The following is a 12823-nucleotide window of genomic DNA, read 5'->3' on the forward strand; positions in this document are numbered from 1 at the left end:
CAAGAGCTTCAGCTGGAGAATCTTTTGCGGTAGTCCGCAGGTCCGACCCCGAGCCGCCGGTGAAACGCGCGGCGAAGGCCGTCCCCATTGGCATAGCCTACTTCGTCGGCCAAACCCTTCAACGAAACGTTTGACTCCTCGATGCGCCTGCGCGCTGCGTCGATTCGAACGCTCTCGACATAGTCTGCAGGCGTCATGCCAGCCTCAAGTCGAAAAATCCGCGCAAAGTTCCGCTCACTCATCTTTGCTTGCAGGGCGAGCGCAGGCACGCTGAGGTCGGCCCGGAGGTTGCCCAGGACGAAGTCTTGAATCTCACGAATTGCGGAACGCTCGGCGGTCTGGGCCGCGAGGTGCGCACTGAACTGGGACTGGCCCCCGGGGCGCTTCAGAAACATCACCATCTCGCGAGCCACGCGAAGTGCGAGATCGCGCCCATGATCTTCCTTGACCAGAGCGAGCGCGAGATCCATTCCAGCAGATACGCCCGCCGATGTGTAGAGATTCCCATCTCTCACGAATATTGCGTCAGCGTCAACGTCTGTAGTTGGATAGTCCGCGGCAAGTCGGTCTGCTGCATTCCAGTGCGTGGCCACCTTCTTTCCGCTCAGAAGACCGGCTGCTGCCAACACAAAGGCGCCGCTGCAAACCGACCCGATGCGTCGCACCCTCCCACATTGCTGCCGAAGCCACGTCTTGAGCGCTTCGTTGCCCGTCACGCTGTGCACATCTGGACTCCCCGCAACCAGCAACGTGTCGATCGCACCTCGATGGCTGGCAATCGTGGCATCGATCATCAGACGCAGCCCGCTGCTGCTCTTGAGTGCCCCTTCATCTGGGGCGATGACCTGCACGCGGTACGCGCGCGGATCTCCCAGCTGCCTCGAAGCCTCGGCAAAGATGTCAGCCGGGCCGACAACATCAAGCAGCTGAACACGTGGGAAAGCAAGGATGGCGATACGCATCGGGGTGGCTCCGTCATGCGCGCCATGGGCGCGCCGTGCCGGAAGTTTGGCGGGATCTCACGGGATTGGCAATTCAAGCCACGGGGTTTGACCATGCTGTAACGAGGTCGGCTGTATCTGCTTGAACATTGGCAGAAAAGAGCGGAGGACTGCAGCCCGCGCCCTCGCCTGTTGGCGGAAACTTTCGTACATGGCACTTTCCGCCAACATACGGAGCAACAAATGACCGCCAATCTCCTCTCTGCTGAACAGCAGTCCCGCCCTGCAGTAACGGGTTCCATCCGGAATCTTCCTGTCAACCTTTTCGGAGCTGTCATGGGCCTCTCAGGCCTTGCACTGGGTTGGCGCCTGGCCACCCAGTCTCTTGGCTTTGGCGCGCAAGTCGCGGATGCCCTGAGCATCTTTTCCAGCCTCGTTTTTCTGGCCATCACGGTCGCGTATCTTTTCAAGCTGGTGAAGCATCCCGACGCTGTCCTGGCCGAGTTCCGCCACCCCATCGCTGGCAACTTCTTCGGAACAATCACCATCTCGCTGTTGCTGCAGTCAGCCGTACTGGGCCACTACTTCGGGCAGGTGGGACTGGTGTTGTGGATCGTTGGCACCGTCACGACACTCCTGGTGAGCTACGTGGTCGTTTCCCGGCTGCTATCCGGCGGGGGTGACCCCTCGCACGCCGTGCCTGCCTGGTTGATTCCCGGTGTTGCCGCGCTGGACATTGCCGTGACCTTCGCCTACACCGATCTACCGGGCTCCGCCGAGACTTTGCGTGTCGCTGCCGGCATTGGCACGGCCCTCGCCTTGGTGATGTTCACGATGATCGTTGTGAGACTCGTGCAGCGAGAGCCGCTCGCTCCGGCCATGACGCCTTCTCTGATGATTCTCGTGGCTCCGTTTGAGGTTGGCTTCCTCGCCTACACCAATCTCACAGGCGAAGTCGACGCCTTCGCCGCAATGCTCTTTTACTTCGGCCTCTTCCTGTTCCTGGTTCTGGCTCCCAAAGTGTTTCGGCCGGGCATTGCGTTCGGTCCCGCTTGGTGGGCTATCAGCTTCCCCCTTGCCGCGCTCGTCAACGCTGCACTCAAATATGCGTCCGTGCAGTCATCACAGCCCCTGACGTGGCTTGCGTGGGGCTTGCTGATCCTGCTCACCGCGGCTCTGTCGCTACTGACTGTGCGGACCTTCCGTATCGTCTTCAACGGCAAGCTCCTTGCGAACTGAAGTGACCGAAACTCAGCGCTCACCAAGAGGGTCGCAGCCCCTGTCACGCAGGCAGTTTGAGCAGGCACGCGGTACGCACAGCCAACGGCTTCTTGATCTCCGAGCCGCTCGCAGCTTGCCGACAAGGCCGCCATACGCCGTCAGTTTCGAAACCAAGGAGTCGCTTTGGCTGCAGGGCCAGGAAGCCTTGCATGCACAAGGACTCCGAGGAGAAGCGATTGGGAATGAAATCAGCAACTACGTTGCGATGGCTCCTGCACGCAACGAACTGATGGCGCGCATCACATTCGATCCCACGACTGGTCAACAAGAAGTTTCCTCAGCTTCTCGACGTGCCCAACAAACCGATGCCGAGCAGGAAACGGATCTGGTTTTCTGTGGGCATGCAGTAAGGGGCCAACTCAGTAAGCGCGCGTTTGAGCACGGCACAGCATCTGTGCTCGTCTTGTATGTCGGATTTCACTTGACGGACCAACAAGCCGCTCACTTCTGCCTGTTCAGCAGCAAGGTGTCCTTTCACGTTGGTCGCTCAAAGCATCGTGTTGCTTCTGTGCCTTTGATCTTGCGCATGCGACTCGCAGCCGAATGGACCCAATCATGAATGCGGCGACCGCATGGTTAGCGCTCTTTGCTGCTGGGGGACTCGAAATCCTATTTGCCGTCGGGCTGAAATCGGCCACAAGATTCGACCGCCCTTGGGTGTTGGCAGGCACGATCGCTTCGCTTCTCGGCAGCCTGTCACTGCTCACCTTCTCGCTGAGGCATTTGCCAGTCGGTTCTGCCTACGCCGTGTGGACAGGCATCGGTGCGGTCGGAACAGCGATTGTGGGCATGGCTCTCTTGGGAGAGTCGGCTTCGGCACTCCGGCTACTTTGCATTGGGCTGATTGTCATGGGCGTGGTCGGGCTTAAATCGCTCCACTAGCGGTCCCGAAGAAACCCCTCGCTCCGAGGGAGCGAGGAATCTTGTGCAACAGCCAGGTAGCTCCGACACCGGAACGAAAAAGCCGCCCTTGGGGCGGCTTTTTCATTGGCGCTTGCTCTGCGTTCAGGCTGCAGCGTGCGCCTTGACCCAGGCCACGTACTTGTCCATCCAGCCCTGCAGGAATTTCTGCGTGCCTTCGTTGCCGATGTGGCCCTTGTCGTCGAACAGGCCTTCCTTGGCCTGCAGGAAGACCTCGGGGCCGCCCATCGTGGGTGCGTCGAGGTACGCCAGGATGTTGCGCAGGTGCTGCTGCGCCAGTGCGGTGCCGATGGCGCCCACCGAGATGCCGAGCACGCCGGTCGGCTTGCCGGCCCACACGCTCTGGCCGTAGGGGCGCGAGGCGTGGTCGATGGCGTTCTTCAGCACGCCGGGGATCGAGCGGTTGTATTCGGGCGTGACGAACAGCACGCCCTGCGCGGCGGCCACTTCGCTCTTGAGGCGCTTCACCTGCGCGGCCTGGTTGCCGTCGTCGTCCTGGTTGTACAGCGGCAGGTCGTCGATGCGCAGGGTCTCGAACGTGAAGTCCGACGGCGCGAGATGCGCCAGGGCCAGGGCCAGCTTGTGGTTGAACGAATCCTTGCGCAGGCTGCCGACGATGACGGCGATCCGGGTCTGTGCCATGGGTGGAACTCCTTGAAATGGAAAAGGCTGTCGGAATGACCGGGACGATTATGCGAAGCGCTCAAGACCTTTTCCAGAAAAGTTCATGACAACCGGCGCACCCGCCTGCGCGCGGCGCACGACCCCGTGGGCCAGCCGGTCCAGCCCGGTGCACAGCAGCCAGTAGATCGCGCCCACCAGCACGAAGATCTCCGCCGGATAGACCATGGTGCGCGCATTCACCTGCGAGGCCACGAACGACAGCTCGCCCACGCCCACCACGTACGCCAGCGAACTGTCCTTCACGAGCGTGACCCACTGGTTGACGAACGACGGCAGCATCATCCGCAGCGCCTGCGGCAGCACGACGTGGCGCAGCGTGCCCCAGCGCGTGAGCCCGAGCGACAGCCCCGCCGCCCACTGCCCCGCACCGATGCCGCGGATGCCCGCATGCACCGCGTGCGCCAGGTAGGCGCCGCCCACCAGCGACAGCGCGCACATCACCGACAGCACGCCCGGCACGCTCACGCCCAGCGCGAACGGCAGCAGGAAGTAGGTCCAGAAGATCAGCATCAGCACCGGGATCGCACGCAGGAACGCCAGCCCCAGCGTCAGCACGCGCTTCAGCGGCCCCCGCGCCATGGCCAGCCCGATGCCCCACGCCAGCCCCAGCAGCGCCGACGCGATGCCCGAGCCGGCGCTGAGCAGCACCGTGAGCGCCGCACCGCCCAGCTCGCCCTGCGGAAAGGCGCCCCACAGCAGGTACGGCAGGCTGTCCCACAGCATGTGCAGCGCGTCGCTCATGCAGCTGCCCTCCCCGGCACCGCCGATTGCCGACGCGCAGCCCGCGCCGCCAGCAACTCGATCGCGCCGATGGTCACGATGTAGAGCAGCGTCGCCACGCCGAAAGCCTGGAAGGTCTTGAAGGTCTCGGCCTCGACCTGGCGCGAGGCGTACGACAGCTCGACCAGCCCCACGGCCATCGCGAGCGAGGTGTTCTTGACGATGTTCATGTACTGCCCCAGCAGCGGCGGCAACGCGATGCGCAGCGCCTGCGGCAGCACCACCTGCGCCAGCACCTGCGCGCGCGTGAAGCCCAGCGCCTGCGCCGCCAGCGTCTGCCCCACGGGCACGCCTCGGATGCCCGAGCGGATGTCCTCGCCCACGTAGGCGGCCGCATACAGCGTGAGCCCGAGCAGCGCCGACAGAAGTTCGAAGGAAATGAAGCGCCCCGCCAGCAGCCCTTCGCGCAGCGCCTCGGGCAGCAGGCTGGGCGCGCCGAAGTACCAGAAGAAGAGCTGCACCAGCAGCGGCGTGTTGCGAAACAGCGAAACGTACGCGCCGCTCGCGCGCAGCCACGCGGGCCGGCTCGACGAGCGCCCCGCCGCCACGACAACGCCCAGCAGCGTGGCGCCCGCCGCCACCAGCAGCGAGGCGCCCACGGTCACGAGCCAGCCGTCGAGCAGCCAGCCGAGGTAATGGGGCGCGAGCAGGTGCTCGCGCAGGAAATCGCTCAAGGCCGCATCGATCCGGTCGTTGCGTGCCCCATCAGTTGGCGGCCACGCGCTGGTCGCCGATCTTCAGCAGGCGCGGCAGCGGCGCCTTGCTGTTCGGGCCGAACCAGGTGTCGTAGATCGCCACGGCGCGGCCGTTCTTCTCGCTGTCGACCAGCCAGGCGTTGAGCGTCTCGAGCAGGCGCGTCTCGCCCTTGGCCACGGCCGCGCCGAGGTATTCCTTCGACACCGTGATCGCCGGGATCTCGTACTTCTCCTTGTCGGGAATCGCGTTCCACTGCGCCGTGAGCTTCACGCCATCGTTGGTGATGGCCTGCACGTTGCCGTTGCGCAGCGCGGCCAGCGCAAAGGGCGAATCGTCGTAGAGCACGACCTTGGCGTCGGGGTAGTTCTTGCGCAGGTTCGACTCCATGGTCGTGCCCTTCTCGGTGCCGATGCGGATGTCCTTGATCTGCGCGGCCTCCTTCAGCACGCCCTTCTTCGCCAGGAACTGCTGGCCGACCAGGAAGTACGGCGTGGTGAAGTCCACCGCCTTGGCGCGCTCGTCGGTGATGGTGAAGCTGGCGAACACCACGTCGGCCTTGCCCGAGGTCAGCAGCGGAATGCGGTTGGCCGGGTTGGTCGGCACCAGCTCGATCTTCACGCCCAGGCTCTTCGCGAACTCGGTCGCCAGGTCGATGTCGTGGCCGACCTGCTTCTTGCTGGCCGGGTCGATGTAGCCGAAGGGCGGGTTGCCGTCGAACGCGGCCACGCGCAGCACACCGGCCTTGCGGATGTCGTCGAGCTTGTCGGCCCAGGCGATGTTGCCCAGGGTGGTGAGAGCGCCGATTGCCAGGGCCAGGCTGGAAACGGTGAAAGAGTGGGTGTTGCGGGTCATGCCTGCGCTTCGCTGGAAGTGGAAAAAGAGAGCGCGACTCTAGGCAGCGCTGCGTACGGCGCCAACGAAGCAATTTCCGCTTGCATATGCAGCGATGAGTTGCGCATGAACAAATGACAAAAGCTTCGTGGCGCGAGACAGCGTCGGCCCCTAGAGTGGCCAGCCTCTGCCTTCCGACTGACTGCTTTTTTCTTCTTCGGCCGCGCGACGCGGCCCCGCTCTTCCCATGCACTTCCCACGCTCTTCCTCACCCGCCGTCTCCCGGCGCCTTCTGCTTCGCGCCGGTGTCGGTGCCGCCGCCGTGGCCGCATCGGCTCCGCTGTTCGCCCAGACGCGCGCCCGCACGCTGCGCATCGGCTACCAGAAGTTCAACACGCTCAACATCCTCAAGGGCACGGGCCAGCTCGAGAAGGCGCTGGCGCCGGCCGGCGTGAGCGTCGAGTGGCGCGAGTTCCTCGGCGGCAGCCAGCTGTCGGAAGCGCTGGCGGCCGGCGCCATCGACTTCGGCCACGCCTCCGACGGCATCGGCGTGTTCCAGCAGGCCAGCGGCAAGGGCCTGGTCTACCTCGCGGCCGAAAGCCCCTACCCCGGCGGCGTCGGCTTCCTGGTGCCGCGCGACTCGCCGATCCGCAGCGTGCGCGACCTCAAGGGCAAGAAGGTCGTCACCGGCCGCGGCTACAACACGCAGTACGTGCTGATCCGCGCACTCGAAGCGGCCGGCCTGCGCCACGAAGACATCGAGCCGGTCTACATCGTCACGGCCTCCGACACCGTGGCCGCCTACCAGTCGGGCAGCGTCGCGGCCATCGGCCTGTGGGACCCGTTCCTGGCCGGCGCGCAGGTGGCGACCGAGTCGCGCCTGCTGTTCGACGGCACCGGCCTGAGCGGCAACCGCACCTACCACTTCGCGCAACCCGCTTTCGCGCGCGCCAACGCCGACACGCTGCGTACCGTGTTCGCCGAGCTGCGCAAGGCCAACGACTGGGCCCAGGCCCACCCCGGCGACGTGGTGGCCACGCTCGCGCCGCAGCTCAAGGTCGAGCCCAAGGTGCTGGCGCTGGCGACCGAACGGCGGCACTATGGCGTCGTGGCCCTCACGCCCGCCATCGCCCGCGAACAGCAGGGCCTGGCCGACGTGTTCGCGCAGCTGAAGCTCATTCCCCAGCCCATCGTGGTCAAGGATGCGTTTCTCGACCTGAACCTTGTGTGACGACGAAACCTCTCGCCCCGTGACCCGTTCTCCTACTCATTACGACGCGATCGTCATCGGCCTGGGCGCCCTCGGCGCGGCCACCCTCTACCAGCTCTCGCAGCGCGGCGCGCGCGTGCTCGGCATCGACCAGTTCGCACCGCCGCACGACCGCGGCTCCTCGCACGGCGATTCGCGCATCACGCGGCTGGCCGTCGGCGAAGGCGACGAGTACGTGCCGTTGGTGCACCGCTCGCACACCATCTGGCGCGAGCTCGAGGCGCGCACCGGCCGGCCGCTGATGACCACCACCGGCGGCCTCATCCTCGCGCCGCGCGACCGCGTGGCGGCGCACCACGGCAAGTCCGACTTCGTGCGCCGCACCATCGCCTGCGCCGAGCGCTTCGACATCGCGCACGAGGTGCTCGATGCGGCCGGCATCCGCGCGCGCTACCCGCAGTTCCACCTGCAGGGCGACGAGATCGGCTACCTCGAGCGCGACGCCGGCTTCGTGCGCCCCGAAGACGCCATCGCCGCCCAGCTCGCCGTGGCCCGCGCCGACGGCGCACAGACCCGCACCGGCGAGCGCGTGCTGGGCGTCGAGCCCGTGGGCAACGGCGACACCGTGCGCGTGCGCACCGAAACCGCGAGCTTCACCGCCGACCAGGTGGTGGTCGCGGCCGGCGCCTGGCTGCCCGAATTCCTCGGCCGGCAGGCGCGCACCGACTGGCAGGCCCACTTCTCGGTGCACCGCCAGGTGATGCACTGGTTCGACACCGGCCCCGCCGCCGCGGCCGACTTCGCGCCCGGGCGTTTTCCCATCTTCATCTGGATGTTCGGCGACGCGCAGGAAGACTACATGTACGGTTTTCCGGCCTCCGACGCGTCGCAGCCCGCGCTGAAGGTCGCCACCGAGCAGTACGTCGACGCCACCACGCCCGACGCGCTCGACCGCGAGGTGAGCGCCGAGGAAAGCGCCGCCATGTACCGCCACCGCGTGGCCGGGCGCTTTCCGCAGATCGCGGGGCACGCGCTCAAGGCCCGCGCCTGCATGTACACCGTCACGCCCGACCGCCGCTTCGTGATCGACGCGCTCGACGGCCTGCCGAATGTGCTGATCGTCTCGGCCTGCTCGGGCCACGGCTTCAAGCACTCGGCCGGGCTGGGCGACGCCATCGCCGACCGCGTGCTCGGCCGCGAGAGCGCGCACAACCTCGACCTGCGGCCCTTTGGCCGCGAGCGGCTGGCGACCTCGCAACACCCCTGAGGCGCCCGCGCGCGATCCGGGGCATCATCGCTCCCGATCTTCAGTTTCTTCGGAGGCAGCGCGCGATGCGATTCCTGATGGTGGGTGCGGGAGCACTCGGTGGTTACTTCGGCGCACGCCTGCTCGCGGCAGGCCGCGATGTGACCTTTCTACTGCGTCCCGGCCGCGCGGCCCAGCTGGCCACGACCGGTCTCGTGGTGCGCAGCCCCTTCGGCGACCTCGACCTGCCCACGCCGAAGCACGTGCTGGCCCCGCAGATCGATGGCCCGTACGACGTGGTCGTGGTCGGCTGCAAGGCCTACGACCTCGACGCCACCATGGACTCGTTCGCGCCCGCCGTCGGGCCCGACACCGTCATCCTCCCGCTGCTCAACGGCCTGGGCCACATCGACCGGCTGGTCGCGCGCTTCGGCGAGGCGCGCGTGCTCGGCGGCCTGTGCATGATCTCCGCCACGCTCGACGACGAGGGCCGCGTGCAGCACCTGAACGACATGCACAGCCTGAGCTACGGTGAACGCGCGGGCGGGCGCTCGCCGCGCATCGACGCCATCGCGGCCCAGTTCGCCGGCGCGAACTTCACCGCCACCGCGAGCGAGACCATCGCGCAGGACATGTGGGAGAAGTGGGTCTTCATCGCCTCGGCCGCGGGCCTCACGAGCCTGATGCACGCCTCCATCGGCGACATCGTGGCCGCCGGCGGCGAAGACGGCGCTTGCGATCTTCGACGAGTGCTGCGCCATCGCCGCCCACAACGGCTTTGCCCCGCGGCCCGGCGCCGTCACGCGCGGCCGCGCGGTGGTCACGACCGCCGGCTCGCCCATGACCGCATCCATGTACAAGGACATGGCCCGCGGCGCGCGCGTCGAGGCCGACCACATCCTGGGCGACCTGCTGGCCCGCGCACCGCGCAGCGCCTCGGCCACACCGTCGGTGCTGCGCACGGCGTACGTGCACCTCAAGGCCTACGAGTTCCGGCGCGCCCGCGAAGCCGGTTGAACGGCAGCCACGCCATGGCCGACACGCTCGCCTTCCTCCATACCGCGCAGGTGCATGTGCAGACCTTCGGCAGCCTGGCCCGCGAGCTCGCGCCCGAGCTGCGCGTGCAGCACCTGGTGATGGAAGAGCTGCTCGCCGATGCGCGCACCCTGGGCCTCGACCACGCCGGCCTGGTGGCGCGCGTCCACGAGGCCATGCGCGACGCCGCCTTGGACGGCGCCTCGGTGGTCGTGTGCACCTGCTCGACCATCGGCGGCATCGCCGAAAGGACCGCCACCGGCGGCGCCTTCGCCGCCCTGCGCATCGACCGCGCCATGGCCGACCGCGCCGTGCGCAACGGCCCGCGCGTGCTGATCGTCGGTGCCGTCGAAAGCACCATCGACCCGACCCTGTCGCTCGTGCTTTCAGCCGCGCGGCAAGCCGGCGTCGGCATCCGCGCCAGCACGCTGCTGGTCGAGGACGCCTGGGTGCATTTCCAGTCCGGCGACATCGCGCGCTACGTGGCCACGCTGGCCGAATCGATCCGCGCCGCGGCCGACGGCACCGACGTGATCGTGCTGGCGCAGGCGTCGATGGCGCCGGTGACGGGGTTGCTGGCGGACCTCGGGGTCGATGTGCTCAGCAGCCCGCAACTGGGGGTGGCGCACGCGGTGGCGACGTTGCGCGCATCGAACACCGCGTGGGCATCCGCCCGTACCGGCCTGACGGGCTGGTAGCCCCGCGACGCGAACCCGCCTCTGGGCGCGCCTAGTCCGACTTGAGGATCGTCTCCCCCTTCAACGCACCCATGTCGCGGATGTTGAAGCGGTGGCGCTTCCAGCCCGCCCAGGTGCGGCGGAAGTTGGCGAGGGAGATGCCGTAGTACAGCACCTTGAACATGCGCAGCGCGCCCCACATCGGCGTGCCCTTGTAGATGTCGCCGGCCAGCAGCGACATCAGCGCCTCCTTCACCCGGAACGGGTTGCCGGGGTACATGAACATGTCGCGGATGGTCGGGTTGGTCACGCGGTAGATGAACCACGAGTACTCGCGCGGGCCCTTGCGCATCATGGCCTCGAAGCCTTCGCGCGCGCGGGCCAACTCGGCCGGCTGGTCGAGCGCGGTGGCCACCAGTTCGGCGCCGTCGAAGGCGCTGTGCATCGCCAGGTACACGCCCGAGGAGAACATCGGGTCGATGAAGGTGAAGGCGTCGCCCAGCAGCAGGTAGTTGTCGCCGGTGGCGTGCGTGCTCGAGTACGAGAAGTTGCCCGTGGCGTGCACGGCGTCGTCGACCAGGGTGGCGTTCTTCAGGCGGTCGGCCAGCACGGGGCACAACGCGATGGTGTCGTAGAAGAATTCCTTCAGCGATTTTTCGCGCGTCTTCAGGTAGTAGGGCCAGCACACCGCGCCCACGCTGGTCGTACCGTCGGCCAGCGGAATGAACCAGAACCAGCCGTGCGGAAACCAGCAGATGCTGATGTTGCCTTCCTTCTTGCCTTCGAGCCGTTCGGCGTTCGTGAAGTGGCCGAACAGCGCGGTGCTGTTGTGGTCGGGGTTCTTCTGCTTGCAGCGGAATTTGTTGGCCAGCAGCGTGTCGCGGCCCGTGGCGTCGACCACGAAGCGCGCGCGCCAGCTGCGCTTGGCGCCATCATCCATCACGGCCTGCACGGTGGCGCCGTCGGCGTCGAAGGCCACGTCGCGCACCTTGCAGCCTTCGAAGGTCTGGGCGCCGCGCGTGGCGGCGTTGCGGAACAAGAGCTCATCGAGCTCGGAGCGGCGCACCTGCCAGGCGGAGTCGAGCGACTTGTCCCAGCCTTCGGCGAACTCCACGTAGCTGCGGTGCTCATGCTCGGGCGAGACGAACTCGATGCCGAACTTCGGCATGCCGATCTTCTCGACCTGGTCACGCACGCCGAGCCTGTCGAACAGCTCAACGTTCGCGGGCAGCAGCGATTCGCCGATGTGAAAACGCGGATGGTGCTCTTTCTCGACCAGCACCACCCTTCGCCCCTGCTGCGCCAGCAGCGCCGCGACGGTCGAGCCCGCGGGGCCGCCGCCGATCACGAACACATCGCAGGAATCGCTGACAGAAGAAGGAGCACCGGAAGAAGAAACCTGAGGCTGGGACATGCGAAGACAAGCAGCGTGATGGACAGCGACAGAGCATAGCGCGCCCGCATCGCACGACGCAAAACGGGCTGGCGGCGCGGGGCCGGAGGCGGCACACTGGCGGCCTTTTCAGCCCTCGACCCCTTGCGCGCCATGACCCTGCATCGCCTTGCACTGCTCGCCGCCCTCTGTGTGTCTGCTGCATGGAGCCACGCCGCGGGGTTCAGCTTCATCGAGGTGCCGGCCGACAAGGACGGGCCGGCCTTGCGCGGCGCGGTGTGGACGCCTTGCGAGGCGGCACCCGGCGAGATCGCGTTCGGCCTGATCGCCATTTCGGCCACCAAGGACTGCCCCATTGCCGGCACGGGCCTGCCGCTGGTGCTGATGTCGCACGGCTCGGGCGGCTCGTTCCTCGGGCACCACGACACGGCCGCGGCGCTGGCCGACGCGGGCTTCGTGGTCGCCGCCATCAACCATCCGAACGACAACTTCCAGGACATGGAACGCCGGGGCCATCTCTCGACATTTGCCGCGCGGCCCGTCGACATGCGGCGGCTGGCGGATCACATGCTCAAGACGTGGCCCGGCCACACAAAGATCGTCGCCGACCAGGTCGGCTTCTTCGGCTTCTCGCGCGGCGGCTACACCGGCCTCGTCGCGACGGGCGCGGTGCCCGACTTCAAGCTGGGCCTGCGCTTTTGCACGCCGGCGTCGAGGATTCCGTTCTGCGGCCAGATCCAGCGCCAGGAACTGCCCGCGCCGCCGGTGCACGATGCGCGCATCAAGGCGGCGGTGATCGTCGACCCGTTGAGTTTTTTCGATGCCGAGGGGCTGAAGCAGGTCACGGTGCCCGTCCAGCTCTGGGCCTCCGCGCGTGGCGGCGACGGGGTGGCGCTGGATGACGTCGAAGCGATTCGCCGCCACCTGCCTTCCGCGCCGGACTGGTACGAGCCCTCGAACACCGCGCACTTCGCCTTCCTGGCGCCCTGCGCGCCGGCCATGGCCAAGGCCTTGCCGGAGATCTGCAGCGATGCCGGCGGCTTCGACCGCGTCGCCTTCCACGCCGACTTCAATGCCAAGGTGCTCGCCTTCTTCAGGCAGCACCTGGCATCGAAGCCCTGAGCCGGC

At 67.0% G+C, this 12823-nt stretch carries 13 protein-coding genes and 1 pseudogene; 8 read left to right on the forward strand and 6 right to left on the reverse strand.

From position 1 onward, the window contains the following. Positions 1–8 precede the first annotated feature (8 nt). A complete protein-coding gene (locus tag AC1RL8_RS03345) occupies positions 9–962 on the reverse strand; it encodes a GlxA family transcriptional regulator (RefSeq protein ID WP_492683888.1) in 954 nt (317 codons plus the stop codon). Between the two features lie 222 nt (positions 963–1184). Between AC1RL8_RS03345 and AC1RL8_RS03350 the strand changes: the two genes are divergently transcribed. Genes AC1RL8_RS03350 through AC1RL8_RS03360 form a run of 3 tightly spaced genes read left to right on the forward strand, consistent with a single transcriptional unit; the run spans position 1185 to position 3104 of the window. Continuing rightward, positions 1185–2180, forward strand: coding sequence for an SLAC1 anion channel family protein (locus AC1RL8_RS03350; RefSeq protein WP_492683889.1), 996 nt, complete (start codon positions 1185–1187; stop codon positions 2178–2180). Between the two features lies 1 nt (position 2181). Then, positions 2182–2781 carry a DUF3501 family protein gene (locus AC1RL8_RS03355; RefSeq protein ID WP_492683890.1) on the forward strand — a complete coding sequence of 200 codons (600 nt, stop codon included), beginning with the start codon at positions 2182–2184 and terminating at the stop codon, positions 2779–2781. Then, the gene (locus AC1RL8_RS03360) at positions 2778–3104 is read left to right on the forward strand and encodes a DMT family transporter (protein WP_492683891.1); all 327 of its coding nucleotides are present in this window, start codon (positions 2778–2780) and stop codon (positions 3102–3104) included. The genes AC1RL8_RS03355 and AC1RL8_RS03360 overlap by 4 nt, the downstream gene beginning before the upstream one ends. A 123-nt stretch (positions 3105–3227) precedes the next feature. Here AC1RL8_RS03360 and AC1RL8_RS03365 read toward each other — a convergent pair whose 3' ends face one another. From AC1RL8_RS03365 to AC1RL8_RS03380, 4 genes are read right to left on the reverse strand one after another with little or no spacing between them, the layout of a single operon-like run. After that, complete coding sequence (locus AC1RL8_RS03365) at positions 3228–3785, reverse strand: NADPH-dependent FMN reductase (protein ID WP_492683892.1); 558 nt, start codon at positions 3783–3785, stop codon at positions 3228–3230. Positions 3786–3833: 48 nt separating this feature from the next. Continuing rightward, the gene (locus tag AC1RL8_RS03370) at positions 3834–4568 is read right to left on the reverse strand and encodes an amino acid ABC transporter permease (protein ID WP_492683893.1); all 735 of its coding nucleotides are present in this window, start codon (positions 4566–4568) and stop codon (positions 3834–3836) included. Next, a complete protein-coding gene (locus tag AC1RL8_RS03375) occupies positions 4565–5281 on the reverse strand; it encodes an amino acid ABC transporter permease (protein ID WP_492683894.1) in 717 nt (238 codons plus the stop codon). Before AC1RL8_RS03375 ends, AC1RL8_RS03370 begins: the two co-directional genes overlap by 4 nt. Positions 5282–5312: 31 nt before the next feature. Continuing rightward, complete coding sequence (locus AC1RL8_RS03380) at positions 5313–6155, reverse strand: transporter substrate-binding domain-containing protein (protein ID WP_062470056.1); 843 nt, start codon at positions 6153–6155, stop codon at positions 5313–5315. 301 nt (positions 6156–6456) lie between these two features. Here AC1RL8_RS03380 and AC1RL8_RS03385 point away from each other — a divergent pair, with 301 nt between their 5' ends. From AC1RL8_RS03385 to AC1RL8_RS03400, 4 genes and pseudogenes are all read left to right on the forward strand, one after another. Further along, on the forward strand, positions 6457–7365 hold the full coding sequence (locus tag AC1RL8_RS03385; RefSeq protein ID WP_492683895.1) for an aliphatic sulfonate ABC transporter substrate-binding protein: 909 nt from the start codon (positions 6457–6459) through the stop codon (positions 7363–7365). A gap of 19 nt (positions 7366–7384) precedes the next feature. After that, positions 7385–8611, forward strand: coding sequence for an N-methyl-L-tryptophan oxidase (gene solA / locus AC1RL8_RS03390; RefSeq protein ID WP_492683896.1), 1227 nt, complete (start codon positions 7385–7387; stop codon positions 8609–8611). A 65-nt stretch (positions 8612–8676) separates the two neighbouring features. Beyond that, positions 8677–9607 (forward strand): annotated as a pseudogene (gene panE, locus AC1RL8_RS03395) (2-dehydropantoate 2-reductase). Positions 9608–9621: 14 nt separating this feature from the next. After that, positions 9622–10323, forward strand: coding sequence for an aspartate/glutamate racemase family protein (locus AC1RL8_RS03400; RefSeq protein WP_492683897.1), 702 nt, complete (start codon positions 9622–9624; stop codon positions 10321–10323). Between the two features lie 31 nt (positions 10324–10354). Here the strand turns inward: AC1RL8_RS03400 and AC1RL8_RS03405 are convergent, their stop codons facing one another. Next, positions 10355–11716 (reverse strand): NAD(P)/FAD-dependent oxidoreductase, encoded by a 1362-nt coding sequence (locus tag AC1RL8_RS03405; RefSeq protein WP_492683898.1) that lies wholly within the window; start codon positions 11714–11716, stop codon positions 10355–10357. A gap of 132 nt (positions 11717–11848) precedes the next feature. Here AC1RL8_RS03405 and AC1RL8_RS03410 point away from each other — a divergent pair, with 132 nt between their 5' ends. Next, the gene (locus AC1RL8_RS03410) at positions 11849–12817 is read left to right on the forward strand and encodes an alpha/beta hydrolase family protein (protein ID WP_492683899.1); all 969 of its coding nucleotides are present in this window, start codon (positions 11849–11851) and stop codon (positions 12815–12817) included. Positions 12818–12823: the final 6 nt, after the last annotated feature.

It is taken from the genome of Variovorax sp. GW822-FHT04E09 (genome assembly GCF_058800845.1).